Genomic DNA, 15274 nt, shown 5'->3' with positions numbered 1-15274 from the left:
GGACTGGGTCTGGGCGCCGGAGCCGGGCTGGGGCTCGGGGCGGTGGTGGGCGGTGGCCTGGACGGCGGGATTGCCGGTGACCTCGGCGGCGACCTGGTCGCGGCGCTGGGCGCTGCTCTGGCGGTCGGCGGGTCGATCGGCGCGCAGCTCGGGGCCACTCTCGGTGCCGCGCTGGAGGCCGCGGTCGGGCTCGGTGGCGGACTCAACGGTGGTCTGGACCTCGGCAGCCTGACGAACTTCGATGGTTCGCTGGATCTGGGGGGTGCGCTGGCGGCCGCCCTGAACGGGGCGCTCGGCGGCGTCGTGGACGTGAACGGATCGATGGTGACCGATCTCGGTGCGGCGCTGGGAGCCGCACTCGAGGGCGTGACCAGCCTCGACCTCGGTGGACTCCTGTCGGCTGACGGCGGGTTGAGCGCCGCGTTGGAGAGTGCTTTCGCGATCGGCGGTGAGCTCGGTGGGGAGCTCGGAGCCGCCCTCGGTGGACTCTTCGGCGCGGCAATCGAGGCCGGTGCCGGGCTCGGTGGGGAGCTCGGTGCCGGCTTCGAGAGTGCGTTCGCGGCGGCGTTGTCGGTCGGTGGCAGCCTGGGCGCAGAACTCGGCGGCAATCTCGGCACACAGTTGACGGCCGCCCTGAGTGGCGCGCTCGAGTCCGCCCTCAGCGCGGGTGGTTCGATCGGCGCCGATCTGGGTGCCGCGATCGGCGGGGCCCTCGACGGTGGGCTCGGCGGCGGACTGAACGGTGGTCTGGACCTCGGCAGCCTGATCGGGTCGGGCGGCGACCTCGGTGCGGCGATCAGCGGTGCGCTGGGCGGCGCGCTCGATGTGGACGGTGCGCTCACCGCGGCGCTCGGAACCGCGATCAACAGCGCCCTGGCTCTCGGCGGCAGCCTGGAGGTCGGTGCCGGAGCGGACCTCGGGGGGCTCCTCGAGGGTGCGTTCGGCGTCGGCGGCTCGGCGGGCGCCGATCTCGGTGCGGCGCTGGGTGGGTTGCTCGGCGGCGGCCTCGACTCCGGCGGCTCCCTGGACCTCGGCGGCATCCTCGCCGGTGACGGCGGATTCGGTGTGCAGCTCGGCGGTGCGCTCGAGGGCGTGCTGGGGACCGGCAGCGCGGCCGGTGGCGAACTGGGTGCCGCGATCGACGCGGCCCTCGGTGCCGGCGGCGGGCTCGGTGGTGCCCTCGGCTCGACGGGCGATCTCGGCGGCGGACTCGGTTCCACCGCGGATCCGGGTGCGGATCTCGGCGCCGGCCTCGGTGTGGATCTCGGTGTCGATCTCGGTGTCGATCTGGGCGGTGACCTGGGTGCGAGCCTGTCGGGTGCGCTCGGTTCGGTCTCGGACCTCGGCCAGCAGGCCGACGCAGGTCTCGGCGGCACCGCCGACATCGCGGGCGGCCTCACGACCGGCTTCGACACGGCCCTGCAGGGCGCGTTGGACGCGGCCGGCAGCCTCACCGGTGGACTGTCCGACGCGGTGGCGGGCAACGCGTGGTCGTCGATCGACACCGACGCGTTCGGTTCCGCGCACTCGGACGCCGGACTGTTCGCGAACGGCATCGGCGACGTGGCGGGCCAGTTGGGCTCCCTCGTCGATCCGGCGCCCGTGCACATCGATCTCGGTGACGATCTGACACCGTGACCGCAGGACACGACCTGTAACGAACGGGGCCCCGTACGCGCTAATGCGAACGGGGCCCCGGTTCGTATCCAACGGAGCGGCGGATCAGTCAGCGCGTGCACTGCGGTGCGGGCGGGGGTCGGAACACAGAAGCGGGGCAGCGAAACCCATGGACAGCGCGACCTCGGATACGGTGGCGTCGGCGAAGTCGCCGACATGCAATCGCACGGTGCCGGCGCAGGAGACCGCCCTCACCGCTCTGCTGGACCGGACTGCGGGGATCGCCGCGGCGGCTGGTCGGACGGATCTGGTGGATCGTCTGGACCTGGTGCGCACCCGGGTGGTCGATCCCCGGTTCCGGGTCGTGGTGGTGGGGCAGCTCAAGCAGGGCAAGAGTCAGTTCGTCAACTCGCTGCTCAACCTCACGGTGTGCTCGGTGGGGGACGACGAGACCACCGCGGTACCGACGGTCGTGCAGAACGCCGAGAGCGCCTTCGTCGAACTCGTCGTCGCCGAACCCGGTGGTGAGCCACGACGAGTGGACGTGCCCCTCGCGGAACTTGATTCGGTGAGTCCGTCGTCCCCGCACGCCGAGGGACGCGAGGTACTGCGGCTCGAGGTCAATGTGCCGAGCCCACTGCTGGCGGACGGTCTGGTGTTCGTCGACACTCCCGGTGTCGGCGGGCACGGAAATCCCCACGCAGCAGCGACTCTGGGTCTGGGGTCGGCCGCCGATGCGGTTCTCGTCCTTTCCGATGCGAGCCAGGAGTTCACCGAGCCCGAACTCGTGTTCCTGCGCCAGGTGACCGGGCTGTGTCCCGCCGTCGCATGCCTGATCACCAAGACGGATCTGTACCCGCACTGGCGGCGGATCGTCGAGGCCGACGCCGCGCACCTGCAACGGGCCGGGCTCGACGTCCCGCTGCTGCCGATCTCGTCGGTGCTGCGTTCGCACGCCCTGCGCCTCGACGACCGGTCGCTGCACGACGAGTCCGGATTCGACGCCCTGTACGCGTTCCTGCGGGGCCGGGTGATCGAGCACGCCGAGGGCGGTTTGCGTCGCGCGGTGTCCCACGACGTCCACTCGGTGGTCGAGCATCTCATGCTCGCACTCGGCAGTGAGCTTGCCGCGCTGCGAGATCCGGCGAAGGGTGCGGCCGCGGTCGCCGAACTGCAACGCGCCAAGGCGGCCACGGAGGAACTGCACAAGAAGACGTCGCGATGGCAGCAGACCCTCGCCGACGGTATCGCGGACCTGGCGTCGGACATCGACCATGATCTGCGGGACCGGCTGCGGCAGGTCACCCGCGAGGCGGAACGCGCCGTCGACGACGGGGATCCGGGCAAGGAGTGGGGCGAGCTGGGGGAGTGGCTCGAGGAGCAGATCGCGCGGTCGGTGGGCGACAACTTCGTGTGGGCGCACGACCGGGCGCTGTGGCTCGCGGAGGTGGTCGCCGAGCACTTCGCCGACGCAGGTTCGGTGGAGATGCCCCAGTTGGACGTCGCCGATCTCGACGGTGTGCTCGAGCCGGTGGTGGCGCTGTCGGATCTCGAGTCGGGCCGGATCGGCCTCACCCAGAAGGTTCTCGTCGGGATGCGCGGATCGTACGGCGGTGTCCTGATGTTCGGTCTCGTCACGACGCTGATGGGGATGACACTGCTCAACCCGATCTCGGTGGGTGCGGGAGTGCTGCTCGGCACCAAGGCGTACCGCGACGACCGGGACGCCCGGGTGGTCAAGCGGCGAGCCGACGCGAAGATGGCGATCCGACGCTTCACCGACGATGTCAGCTTCCAGGTCGGCAAGGAGTCCAAGGACCGGCTCCGGTTGATCCAGCGGTTGCTGCGCGACCACTTCACGGCGCTCGCGGAGCAGACGCTGCGGTCGCTCGGCGACTCGTTGCGTGCGGCACAGGACGCGGCCACCGTCGAATCGACGGCGCGTGCCGGACGTGCCACCGAGGTGGAGCGGCAGATGAAGGTCCTCGGCGAACTGAAGGATATTGCGGCCCAGTTGCTTCCGGTCGCAGCGAACGCGAACGAGGAGATTCCGGCGTGACGGCGTCGACCTCGTTCGGGCGGGCGCACGCCCTGATCGTGGCGGCGCGCGAGATCTATGCCGACAACCCGGTCGCGCGGGCCCAGCTGCACGAGTGCGCGTCCCGGCTCGACCAGCCGCTGCGGGTCGCACTCGCCGGCTCGGTCAAGGCGGGCAAGTCGACGCTGCTCAATGCGTTTGTCGGACAGGACATCGCCCCGACCGATGCCACCGAGTGCACCCGCATCGTCACCTGGTACCGCGGCGGCACGACCCCGACGGTCACTGCTCGCTACGACGACGGCGAATCGGCAAACGTGGCCGTACAGCGTCGCACGGGGCGCCTGACGTTCGATCTCGGTGACCTCACCGCGGACCGCGTCGACCGCCTCGACGTGGAGTGGCCGGCCAGTGCGCTGGCGCAGACCACCATCATCGACACCCCCGGCACGTCGTCACTGTCGAAGGACATCTCCGCCCGCACCCTCGACATGCTGACCCCCGAGAACGCGGTGTCCGGGGCCGACGCGGTGGTGTACCTGCTGCGCAGCCTCAGCGCGTCGGACGTCCAGTTCCTGGGCCGGATCGGAGCGCACGTCGGTGGCGAGTCCGGGCCGCTCGGGGTCGTCGGGGTGGTCTCGCGTGCCGACGAGGTCGGGGCGGGGCGCGCCGACGCGATGCACTCCGCGAAGGAGATGGCGGCGCGGTTCACGTCGGAACTCGAGCTCACCGGCCTGTGCCAGGCGGTCGTCCCGGTCGCGGGCCTGTTGGCGCTCGGCGCACGGACGTTGCGGCAGAGCGAGTTCGCGGCGTTCGAGGCGCTGGCGCAGGTGCCCGGGGAGGATCTGCAGCTGGCGATGCTGTCGGCCGACCGCTTCGTCCGCGACGACGCCCCGTTGCCCGTGGACGCGGAGATGCGTCGTCAGCTCGCGGACCGGTTCGGGCTGTTCGGGATTCGGCTCGCGGTGATGCTCGTCCGGCTCGGGGTGCAGGATTCGCCCAGCCTGGCCGCCGAACTGGTGGCGCGCAGCGGACTCGACGAACTGCGGCAGGTGCTCGATGTGCAGTTCGGCCAGCGCGCCGAACAGCTCAAGACGCATTCCGCACTCGTCGCACTCGAACGGGTCCTGGAGGCGCATCCCACCGCACAGACCCCGCGGCTGCTCGACGAGGCCGGTCGGCTGCTCGCGGACGTGCACGGATTCCAGGAACTGCGGATGCTCGGGCGGCTGCGCAGCACCGAGACCGGGCTGTCGAGCGACGATCTGACCGAACTGCAGCGGCTCATCGGCGGATTCGGCATCGATCCCGCGCAGCGACTCGGGCTGTCGGTCGACGCCTCGATCGAGGAGGCCCGGGTCGTGTCGCTCGCGGCGGTGCGCAAGTGGCGCGAGCGGGCGGCGCATCCGCTGGTCGACCAGTTCACCGCCCGTGCCTGTCAGGTCGCCGCCCGCAGTGCGGAAGGGGTGCTGACCGAACTGGGTGGCACCGGCGGCGCCGGCGGCTTCGGCGGGGCGATGGCCCTCGACATCGACAGCGGATCGGTGCGCGTGGCGCCGGTCGCGGCGACTCCACCCCACTGATCGGGCGCAGGAACCCCTCGGCGTCGGTCCCGTGCAGTGCACACCAGGCTCGGCAATACTCGAAGGAGGCGTCGGTGCTCCGACGTCACGAGGATCGAGGAGGTCCTTCGTGCTGCTCCGATTACCAGGTGTTTATCGTCCGCAGACCGACAGTTTCCTTCTGGCGCAGGCGCTGAGCGCCGAGACCGTGGGTGCCCGTACCCGGATCCTGGACCTGTGTGCGGGAACCGGGGTGCTCACGACACATGCCGCGGCGGCGGGCGCGAAAGACATCACCGCGGTGGACATCGGTCGGAGAGCGGTGGTGAACACGCGAATCAACGCGTGGCTCAAACGCGCTCCCGTGCGGGTGCTGCGGGGCGATCTCACGGCACCGGTGGACGGCGAGCGGTTCGACCTCGTGGTGTCCAACCCGCCCTACGTGCCCTCGGAGACCGACCGGTTGCCGACCCGTGGTCCGGCGCGGGCGTGGGACGCGGGATCGAACGGTCGTTCGCTGCTGGATCGCATCTGCACGGACGTGCCCGACGTCCTGGCCGACGGGGGAGTGCTGTTGCTGCTGCAGTCCGCGCTCTGCGGTCTCGGGAAGACCCAGGTGATGCTCGAGGAGCAGGGACTGGAAGTGGAGATCGTTCGCAGCCTGCACATACCCTTCGGTCCGATAACTACTGCGCGCGAGGGCATGCTGCGCCGCCGCGGGCTGGTCGAGGAGGGGCAGGACCGCGAGAGGGTGGTCGTGTTCCGGGCCGCGCGGAGGGAGGTGGCCGGTCGTGGCTGACAGCGCGGAATCGGAGGTGGTCGTGACCGTGTGCCCCGACGGGCCACTGCTCGTGCGTGGACCGGTGAGCCTCGTCGACGCCACCGGTTCCCCGATTGCCAACGAACGCGCGACGATTGCGTTGTGTCGCTGTGGGAGGACCGGCCGACCGCCCTTCTGCGACAGCTCGCACAAACGGAAGAAACCGCAGAAGCAGTGAAATCTTCTCTGTGTCAACTCGAGTGACGCCGGGGTCTCGAAGCATCGTCGAGTCCTCCGCTCTCGGTGAATCATTCACAGGTCTGTCCACAGGTGTGAGTTCTTTGCTCCACAGGGCTCGCGGCCGAAATCCTTTCCAGCAGAACGATCCGGTCACGGGCAGTATGAGGGTCAGTGCCCGCAGACCTTGCGAACGGCGACAGTACGGAAACGGGGTTGAGAACGGATGACAACTGGAGGAACAACCGGCCGGATCGACAAGGTCCGGGAGAAGCTGAACGTGATCGCCGCCAATCTGGACGCGACGATCGGAAGCGGTGCGAGCCCGGAACCCTCGGGCCCCTCCCGCGCCGAGTTGGAACGCGACTTCGGTCTGGTGCACAAGTTTCTGACCGCACTGGACATCGGACAACCCGGCCTGGTCGACAGCGACGAGTTCGACCGGCTCGTGGCCCGGTACACCTAGACGCTCCACGGACCAGCCCCACGGAGCAGAACGGAGGAACGAGACCGATGGCCACACCGGATGACCGGAAGCATGTACCTGTCGAGGGCGACGTCCAGTCCGATCCCAGCGGACGTGACACGTGGGCCGAGGAAGGTGGCGCGACGCCGCCGCGGACGACGACGGACGACGCGGATTCGAGCGACGGGCAGGACTGAAAGCCGATGCCGATGCCGATTCCCGAACCACGCGGTCCGGTGAGCGCCGCCCTCGTCGCGGTGTTGTCCGGCACGGACGAACCGGCGACCGTGAACACCGCGGCCCGCGGCTACCGGTCGGAGTCGTCGAACGGAATCCTCACCGACGACGACGCGCAGCTGGCCCTGACGCTGCTGTACGAGCTGCACCTGCACGGCGTCGACGGTGCAGACGACCGGCTGGAGTGGGCGCCGGAGCTGATCGTGGCGCGTGCGGAGCTCGAGGCGCCGTTCGAGGAGGCTGTCCGCGAACTTGCGGGCCCGCGAACGGAGGGCGTCGATCCGGCCGACGTCGAGGCGGCGCTCTGGGAGATGACCGCGCCCACGGTGGGGCCCGGGTTGTCCGGCTTCATGGCCACGGACTCGACCGTGGACCAGTTCCGGGAGCTGCTGATCCACCGATCTCTCAACCAGCTCCGCGAGGCCGACGTCCACACCCTCGGCATCCCGAGGCTCGTAGGGCGGCCGAAGGCGGCGCTGGTCGAGGTGCAGGCCGACGAGTACGGGGGCGGGCGGGTCGAGCGGATGCACTCACAGCTGTTCGCGTCGACGATGCGCGAGGTGGGGTTGTCCGACGGGTATGCCCACTACCTCGACGACGTCCCGGCGGTGACGCTCGCCTCGCTCAACGCGCTGTCCCTCTTCGGCCTGCATCGGCGGCTGCGGGCCGCCCTCGTCGGGCACCTGTGTGCGGTGGAGACGACCTCCGCGCTGCCGAGCAAGAAGTATGCCGCCGGGCTGCGCCGGCTCGGCTTCGGGACTGCGGCCACCCTGTTCTTCGACGAGCACGTCGAGGCGGATTCGGTGCACGAGCAGATCGCCGTCCGCGACCTCGCGGGCGGTCTCGTCGAGCAACGCCCGGATTGTGCCGGCGACGTCCTGTTCGGCGCGGCCGCGTGCCTGGCATTCGACGACCTCGTGGGCGACCACATGGCGGACGCGTGGGCCCGCGGCGTCAGCTCGCTGCGGCCCCGCGCGGGCTGAGGGTCGACGCGGTGCAGATGCCGACGCCGATGCGGATCGGTCGACCGGACTAGCGCGCGAGTGCCCGCAGCGCCGATCTGGCCGCGTTGAATCCGCCCATCCCGTGCACACCGCCGCCGGGTGGGGTGGCGGCAGAGCAGATGTAGACGCCCGGGATGCCCGTCGCATACGGATCGACGGCGACCCGGGGACGCGTCAACAACTGGACCGGATCGTTCGCGCCGGTCGCGATGTCGCCGCCCACGTAGTTGGGGTTGTACCGCGGCATCTCGACGGCGGACCGGCTGAAGGTGCCGACGATGCGGTCGCGTGTGCGGGGAGCGAAGCGTTCGATCTGGCGCAGGATCGCCTCGGTCGCATCGCCGGTGTATCCGTGGGGCACGTGGGCGTACGCCCATACCGGGTGCACGTCGCCGACCGAGCGTGACGGATCCGCCAGGTACTGCTGACCGATCAGGACGAACGGGCGTTCGGGCATCCGGCCGCGGTGCAGGTCCCGTTCGGTGGCGACGATCTCCCCGAAGGTCCCGCCGAGGTGGACGGTGCCGGCGCGGCGGCACGCCTCGTCGCGCCACGCGATCCCGCCCTCGACGGCCAGATCCAGCTTGAACGCCGCCGGGCCGTACCGGTACTTGCGGTACGCGCGGGCCACCCGGGCCGGCAGCAGATCGCCGGCCACCTCCGCCACACCGGTGGGGGACAGGTCGAGCATCGTGACGTCGGCGCGGGGCAACTCGCCCAGCGAGCGGACCCGTCGTCCGGTCTCGATACGGCCGCCGTGAGCACGGAGCAGGGAGGCCAACGAATCGGCGATCGCCCGGGATCCGCCCTTGGCGACCGGCCAGCCGTAGCGGTGGCCGGCAGCGAGCATCATCAGGCCCGCAGCCGACGTCGTCGGCCGGGACAGCGGGTAGTACGCGTGCGCGGCCACGCCGCCGAACAGTGCCCGCGCCTGCTCGGTGCGCCACCGCTTCGCCGTCGACGTCGCGGGAGCGAGCGCGCTGATCCCGAAGCGCGCCATCGAGATCGGGTGTCGGGGCAGGTGTGCGACGGGCCGGAGCAGTTCGCCGGCCAGGTCGTCGAAGCGCTCGGACAGCGGCGCGAACAGTCGGCGCCACGCGGGACCGTCGGGTCCCAGCCTGCTCACGGTCCGCTCGATCGACCGCGTGAACACGCCGGACACGGCGTCGTCGAGGGGGTGCGCCAGATCGATGTCCGGGTACCGCCATTCGAGCCCGTGTGCGGCGAGATCGAGTGACCGGAAGAACGGCGACGCCGCCCCCATCGGGTGCACCGCCGAGCAGTCGTCGTGCAACAGTCCGGGCACGATGCGCTCGGACGTGCGGGTGCCGCCACCGATCGTGTCGGCGGCCTCGTACACGGTCACCGACACCCCGCGCCGCGCGAGCGCGACGGCGGCGGCCAGTCCATTGGGGCCCGCGCCGACGACGACGGCCGTGGTCATAGGGACACCGCGATCCTGCGCCCGAGCCACGCGGACGCAGCAGAGGTGAACAGCAGTGCGGTGCCGACGGCGACGAGTGCGGCCTGCAGCAGCGGTGCCCACGTGAGCAGCCCGAACGCGACGTCTCCGGCGTCGGACAGCACGCTCCACATGCCGACGGCCGCCACGACGGTGAGGGCGCCGACGGCGGTGAGCCACCCGCGCGCCCGGCCGTGTCCGGACCGCAGCCACACGATCCCGAGCACGGCCGCCAGGACCAGCAGCATCCCGACGGCGCCGACCCCCAGCACCGTCAGCCCGGCCGCCTGGTCGGCGGTGTCCGGGTTCGCCGTCGGATCCCGGGTCGTGAGCCCGGACGAGAGGGCGTCGACGACGGTGTCGTAGTCGGCGGCCAGGACGGCGGCCAGGGCGGCGAAGGTGGCGAACGACGCGGCCCACGCGGTGACCGCCGCGGTCACGGTGGGCGGAGTCCGACCCGGATCGGCGCAGGTGTCGTGCAGGGGTGCGACGGAGACGTCGGGCCGGGGCGGCTTCGGTCGCTGCGCCCGTGTCGCCGCGGCCTCGTGTTCGCCGGTGGTGTCCACGTCCGAATCGTATCCGCGGGTCCGGTCGAGGCGACCCGGTCGGGGATTTCGCCCGGCCGGGAACAAACTCGGGAGGCGGCCCGTTGACCAATTCGAGAACCTGAGCGTGAGTGACTCAAGTTTCGGATTGACTTCGACCGGAGTCGGATGCAAACTTGAGCCGGATACGCTCACCTGAGGTTCGTCAAGCTCAGTGTCGAGAAGATAACCGCAGCTCGAGAGGCTGCGAAGAAGGAAAGTGAGGGATCACTATGGCTCGTGCGGTCGGAATCGACCTCGGGACCACCAACTCGGTCGTGTCTGTGCTCGAAGGCGGCGAGCCGGTAGTGGTCGCCAACGCCGAGGGCGCGCGCACCACCCCGTCCGTCGTGGCCTTCGCCAAGAACGGCGAAGTACTCGTCGGTCAGCCCGCCAAGAACCAGGCGGTCACCAACGTCGACCGCACCATCCGCTCGGTCAAGCGCCACGTCGGCACCGACTGGACCGTCGCGATCGACGACAAGAAGTACACGCCGCAGGAGATCAGCGCCCGCACGCTGATGAAGCTCAAGCGTGACGCCGAGGCGTACCTCGGTGAGGAGATCACCGACGCGGTCATCACCGTCCCCGCCTACTTCGAGGACGCACAGCGCCAGGCCACCAAGGAGGCCGGACAGATCGCAGGCCTGAACGTCCTGCGCATCGTCAACGAGCCCACCGCGGCCGCGCTCGCGTACGGCCTCGACAAGGGTGAGAAGGAACAGACCATCCTGGTCTTCGACCTCGGCGGCGGCACCTTCGACGTGTCCCTGCTCGAGATCGGCGACGGCGTCGTCGAGGTCCGCGCGACCTCCGGTGACAACCACCTCGGTGGCGACGACTGGGACGAGCGCGTCGTGTCGTGGCTCGTCGAGAAGTTCAAGGCGCAGAACGGCATCGACCTCACCAAGGACAAGATGGCCCTGCAGCGTCTGCGCGAGGCCGCGGAGAAGGCCAAGATCGAGCTGTCCAGCTCGCAGAGCACCTCCATCAACCTGCCGTACATCACCGTGGACGCGGACAAGAACCCGCTGTTCCTCGACGAGCAGCTCACCCGCAGCGAGTTCCAGAAGATCACCTCCGATCTGCTGGACCGCACCCGCGCGCCGTTCCAGGCCGTGGTCAAGGACTCGGGCATCTCCGTCAAGGACATCGACCACGTCGTGCTCGTCGGCGGCTCCACCCGTATGCCGGCCGTCTCCGACCTGGTGCGTGAGCTGACCGGTGGCCGTGAGCCCAACAAGGGCGTGAACCCGGACGAGGTCGTCGCCGTCGGCGCTGCCCTCCAGGCCGGCGTCCTCAAGGGCGAGGTCAAGGACGTCCTGCTGCTCGATGTCACCCCGCTGTCCCTCGGTATCGAGACCAAGGGTGGCGTGATGACCAAGCTCATCGAGCGCAACACCACGATCCCGACCAAGCGCTCCGAGACCTTCACCACGGCGGACGACAACCAGCCGTCGGTGCAGATCCAGGTGTTCCAGGGTGAGCGCGAGATCGCCTCGCACAACAAGCTCCTCGGATCGTTCGAGCTGTCCGGTATCCCGCCGGCCCCGCGTGGCGTGCCGCAGATCGAGGTCACCTTCGACATCGACGCCAACGGCATCGTCCACGTCACGGCCAAGGACAAGGGCACCGGCAAGGAGAACACGATCAAGATCCAGGACGGCTCCGGCCTGTCCAAGGACGAGATCGACCGGATGGTCAAGGACGCCGAGGCGCACGCCGAGGAGGACAAGGCCCGCCGCGAGGAGGCCGAGGTCCGCAACCAGGCCGAGTCGCTCGTCCACCAGACGGAGAAGTTCGTCAAGGAGAACGAGGACAAGGTCCCGGCCGACGTCAAGGAGAAGGTCGAGGCCGCGGTCGCCGAGGTCAAGACTGCTCTCGCCGGCACCGATCTGGCCGTCGTCAAGGCCGCGGTCGAGAAGCTGTCGACCGAGTCGCAGGCTCTGGGCCAGGCGATCTACGACGCGCAGGCCGCTGACGCCTCCGCGTCGGGCGACGGCTCCGGCCCCGCAGACGACGTCGTCGACGCAGAGGTTGTCGACGAGCCGACCGATCAGGACAAGAAGTGACGTCGGAGAACCCCGAGCGCGAACCGGTGACCGTCGACGAGCAGATCGTCGACGGCACCCCGGCCGCCTCCGAGGAGGCGGCCGGGGCCGGTGCGGCCGAGACGGACGATCTGACCACGATCACCGCCGAACTCGAGAAGGCCAGCACCGAGCTGGGCTACGCGAAGGCGGAGATCGCGAACATTCGCCGCAACGCGTTGGCTCGGATCGACCGCGCCGTCGAGGACGAGCGGGTCGCGGTGGTCGGGAAGTTCCTCGACCTCGCCGACGATCTCGACCGCGCGCGTGCTCACGGGGATCTGGATTCGGGACCGCTGAAGTCGCTGTCCGACAAGCTCGTCGCTGTGCTCGACGGTCTGGGCCTGGAAGGGTTCGGCGTCGAGGGCGACGCGTTCTCCGCGGAACTGCACGAGGCCGTGCAGATGGAGGGCGACGGTGACAACCCCGTCCTCGCGGCGGTCCTGCGCAAGGGCTACCGCCTGGGCGACCGCGTGCTCCGCACGGCGATGGTCACCGTCACCGACGGTGCACCCGCAGCCGATGCGGCAGCTGAGTAGTCAGACAGAAGAAACAGTGAGAGGAGGAGACGCCCAGTGAGCCAGCGGGAGTGGATCGAGAAGGACTTCTACAAGGAACTGGGCGTCTCCTCTGACGCCTCCGCCGACGAGATCAAGAAGGCGTACCGCAAGCTGGCCCGGGATCTGCATCCCGACGCCAACCCCGGTGACACCAAGGCGGAGGAGCGCTTCAAGGCGGTCAGTGAGGCCAATGCGGTCCTCACCGATCCGGCGAAGCGCAAGGAGTACGACGAGGCTCGTCGCTTGTTCGCGAGTGGTGGCTTCGGCCCCGGTGCCGGATACGGCACCGGCGGTGGTGGATTCGGTGGCGGCTTCGACATCAACGACCTGTTCGGTGGTGGTGGTGGCGGTGCCGGCGGTGACGGCGGACTCGGCGACATCTTCGGTGGATTGTTCAACCGTGGTGGCGGCCGGTCGGCGACGAGCACACGTCCGCACCGCGGCAGCGACGTCGAGACCGAGACCACGCTCGAGTTCCGCGAGGCAGCTCAGGGCGTGACGGTTCCGCTGCGCCTCACCAGCCGATCGGCATGCACCACGTGCCACGGCAGTGGGGCCAAGCCGGGCACCAGCCCGCGAGTGTGCCCGCGCTGCAACGGGGCCGGCGTCGTCAGCCGTAATCAGGGTGCGTTCGGTTTCAGTGAACCGTGCGACGACTGCCGCGGCACCGGATCGATCATCGACGACCCGTGCACCGACTGCCACGGCAACGGTGTCACCAACCGCACCCGCACCATCACCGTCCGGGTTCCCTCGGGCGTCAGTGACGGCCAGCGGATCCGCCTGGCGGGTCAGGGCGAGGCCGGACTGCGGGGTGCGCCGTCCGGCGACCTGTACGTCACCGTCCACGTTCGCCCCGACAAGGTGTTCGGGCGCACCAACGACGATCTGACGCTTGTGATCCCGGTCAGCTACGGAGAACTGGTGCTCGGCACCACCCTGTCCGTGCCGACACTGGACGGCCGCGTGGGCGTGAAGCTTCCGGCCGGCACTGCGGACGGACGGGTTCTCAGGGTGCGAGGGCGCGGTGTGCCCAAGCGCGGCGGAGGCGCCGGAGACCTGCTGGTCACCGTGAAGGTAGCGGTGCCGCAGAAGCTCGACGACCCCGCCATCGAGGCGCTCCAGACCTATCTGGAAGCGGAGAAGGCCAGCGGATTCGATCCGCGGGCAGGATGGGCCGGCGCCTGACCGGCGTGAACCGATCGAACAGGTGAACCATCATGAGCGACAAGGGCCGTAAGGCATCGGAGGCCCCAGCGGACCCCGATGCGCGGGTGTTCGTCATCTCGGTGGCCGCTGAACTGGCCGGCATGCACGCACAGACGTTGCGCAACTACGACAGGCTCGGCCTGGTCACCCCGCACCGCACCACCGGTGGCGGTCGGCGGTACTCGCCGCGGGACGTGGCGCTGCTACGCGAAGTGCAGCGCCTGTCCCAGGACGAGGGCGTCAACCTCGCCGGCATCAAGCGGATCATCGAACTGACCAACCAGGTCGAGGCGCTGCAGCATCGCGTCGACGAGATGGCCGCCGAGATCGCCCGCGTCCACGCCAGCTACCGCCGCGACCTGGTGCCCATCCCACGCAACAACGCGATCGTCGTCTGGAAGCCACGCAACCAGCGCTGAACGCACCCCCGAACCCCTGAACGGGAATTCACGGCACACCTTCGAGCCCGAAGCGTGCCGTGAATTCCCGTTCGGCGTTACACGGGGGCGCCGGCGTCGCGCAGGACGCGGGTGACCTGGGCGATGAGGGTCGCCCGCCCGGAGGTCAACTGCCGGGCTTTGACGCGGATCACCCGCCATCCGGCGGTCTCGAGTGCGTTCCAGCGTTCGATGTCGCGGTTCCGTTGCTCCGCCTCGAAGTGGTGGTCGCCGTCGTACTCGACGATCACCCGCCAGCGCTCCCACGCCATGTCGACCCGGCCGACGAACCGGCCGTCGTCGTGGATGGTCAGTTGGGTGGCCGGTCGTGGCAGTCCGGCCCGGACGAGGGCCAGCCGCGTTCGGGTCTCCCACGGCGACTCGGCGCCCTCGTCGGATTCTTCGATCACGCTGCGTAGCTGGATGATTCCGCGTTCTCCGGATCGGGTCTCCGCGTAGGCCGCAAGCTCGGCGCGGGTGATGCCGGTCGACTGGTACAGCGCGTCGACGGCTTCGACTGCGCGGTCGAACTCGAGGCGCCGGCCCAGATCGAAGGCAGTGCGCAGCGGACCGGTCAACGGTATTCCGGTGTGCGTGGCGATGTCGGTGTCCGGGACACAGTCGCGGTAGATCGCGATACCCGGCGGCGGGCGCAGGTGGGCGGTCGAGCACAGCGCATTCGGCGCGGTGGCGTCGATCCATCTCGTGCCCCACAGGGCGGCGGCCGACGGTCCGGCGAGTACCCCGCGTCCACCGGACCAGCACCACACCGCCCGTGCTCGGATCCGCGCGTCGACCTCGACGTCGTTGTACACGTAGGTGTCGGGATAGATGCGCGTGTAGTGGCGTCGGAGTGCGCGCCTGCTCACCAGGCCCTGGTCGAGGGCGGCCCCGCCGCGGAACGGTACGAAGATTCCATCCATGCCGGCACCCTCGCGGCGCACCCCGACACCGGGCGTGCGCGAACGCCGCGAAACACCGGTCTGTGGAATTCGCCGGCCTGTGGACAAC

The 15274-nt window shown here is 69.9% G+C and carries 14 protein-coding genes and 1 pseudogene; 12 read left to right on the top strand and 3 right to left on the bottom strand.

What is annotated here, in order from left to right:
- The 8 genes and pseudogenes from IJ15_RS26475 to IJ15_RS0118865 form a co-directional block, all read left to right on the top strand.
- Positions 1–1638, top strand: a pseudogene (locus tag IJ15_RS26475) (IniB N-terminal domain-containing protein); the annotation flags it as partial.
- A 148-nt stretch (positions 1639–1786) separates the two neighbouring features.
- Positions 1787–3676, top strand: a complete 1890-nt coding sequence (locus IJ15_RS0118890; RefSeq protein ID WP_081880815.1) for a dynamin family protein — start codon at positions 1787–1789, stop codon at positions 3674–3676.
- The gene (locus IJ15_RS0118885) at positions 3673–5238 is read left to right on the top strand and encodes a dynamin family protein (protein ID WP_031939904.1); all 1566 of its coding nucleotides are present in this window, start codon (positions 3673–3675) and stop codon (positions 5236–5238) included. The genes IJ15_RS0118890 and IJ15_RS0118885 overlap by 4 nt, the downstream gene beginning before the upstream one ends.
- 109 nt (positions 5239–5347) lie before the next feature.
- On the top strand, positions 5348–6016 hold the full coding sequence (locus IJ15_RS0118880) for a HemK2/MTQ2 family protein methyltransferase (protein ID WP_031939903.1): 669 nt from the start codon (positions 5348–5350) through the stop codon (positions 6014–6016).
- Positions 6009–6215, top strand: a complete 207-nt coding sequence (locus IJ15_RS25660) for a CDGSH iron-sulfur domain-containing protein (protein WP_081880814.1) — start codon at positions 6009–6011, stop codon at positions 6213–6215. Before IJ15_RS0118880 ends, IJ15_RS25660 begins: the two co-directional genes overlap by 8 nt.
- Before the next feature lie 225 nt (positions 6216–6440).
- A complete protein-coding gene (locus IJ15_RS0118875) occupies positions 6441–6680 on the top strand; it encodes a hypothetical protein (RefSeq protein WP_031939902.1) in 240 nt (79 codons plus the stop codon).
- A gap of 47 nt (positions 6681–6727) precedes the next feature.
- Positions 6728–6877 (top strand): hypothetical protein, encoded by a 150-nt coding sequence (locus IJ15_RS26470; RefSeq protein ID WP_197059862.1) that lies wholly within the window; start codon positions 6728–6730, stop codon positions 6875–6877.
- Positions 6878–6889: 12 nt separating this feature from the next.
- Positions 6890–7900, top strand: coding sequence for an iron-containing redox enzyme family protein (locus IJ15_RS0118865; protein WP_031939901.1), 1011 nt, complete (start codon positions 6890–6892; stop codon positions 7898–7900).
- Between the two features lie 49 nt (positions 7901–7949).
- Here IJ15_RS0118865 and IJ15_RS0118860 read toward each other — a convergent pair whose 3' ends face one another.
- Both IJ15_RS0118860 and IJ15_RS0118855 read right to left on the bottom strand, forming a co-directional pair.
- Positions 7950–9365: a phytoene desaturase family protein gene (locus IJ15_RS0118860; RefSeq protein WP_031939900.1), complete on the bottom strand. Its 1416-nt coding sequence runs from the start codon at positions 9363–9365 to the stop codon at positions 7950–7952.
- A complete protein-coding gene (locus tag IJ15_RS0118855) occupies positions 9362–9949 on the bottom strand; it encodes a membrane protein (protein ID WP_031939899.1) in 588 nt (195 codons plus the stop codon). Before IJ15_RS0118855 ends, IJ15_RS0118860 begins: the two co-directional genes overlap by 4 nt.
- A 251-nt stretch (positions 9950–10200) precedes the next feature.
- On the opposite strand from IJ15_RS0118855, the gene dnaK reads away from it, so the two are divergent.
- Genes dnaK through IJ15_RS0118835 form a run of 4 tightly spaced genes read left to right on the top strand, consistent with a single transcriptional unit; the run spans position 10201 to position 14245 of the window.
- Positions 10201–12039 carry a molecular chaperone DnaK gene (dnaK, locus tag IJ15_RS0118850; protein ID WP_031939898.1) on the top strand — a complete coding sequence of 613 codons (1839 nt, stop codon included), beginning with the start codon at positions 10201–10203 and terminating at the stop codon, positions 12037–12039.
- Positions 12036–12596 (top strand): nucleotide exchange factor GrpE, encoded by a 561-nt coding sequence (gene grpE / locus IJ15_RS0118845; protein WP_031939897.1) that lies wholly within the window; start codon positions 12036–12038, stop codon positions 12594–12596. Before dnaK ends, grpE begins: the two co-directional genes overlap by 4 nt.
- Positions 12597–12632: 36 nt before the next feature.
- Complete coding sequence (gene dnaJ / locus IJ15_RS0118840; RefSeq protein ID WP_031939896.1) at positions 12633–13805, top strand: molecular chaperone DnaJ; 1173 nt, start codon at positions 12633–12635, stop codon at positions 13803–13805.
- A gap of 32 nt (positions 13806–13837) precedes the next feature.
- Positions 13838–14245, top strand: a complete 408-nt coding sequence (locus IJ15_RS0118835; protein ID WP_031939895.1) for a heat shock protein transcriptional repressor HspR — start codon at positions 13838–13840, stop codon at positions 14243–14245.
- 77 nt (positions 14246–14322) lie between these two features.
- On the opposite strand, the gene IJ15_RS0118830 is transcribed toward IJ15_RS0118835, so the two are convergent.
- Entirely contained in the window at positions 14323–15186 is an 864-nt protein-coding gene (locus tag IJ15_RS0118830) for a DUF559 domain-containing protein (RefSeq protein WP_031939894.1), read from the bottom strand.
- Positions 15187–15274 lie beyond the last annotated feature (88 nt).

It is taken from the genome of Prescottella defluvii (genome assembly GCF_000738775.1).
Classification (GTDB): Bacteria; Actinomycetota; Actinomycetes; order Mycobacteriales; family Mycobacteriaceae; genus Prescottella; species Prescottella defluvii.
This window is presented reverse-complemented; position numbering and strand designations above follow the sequence as displayed.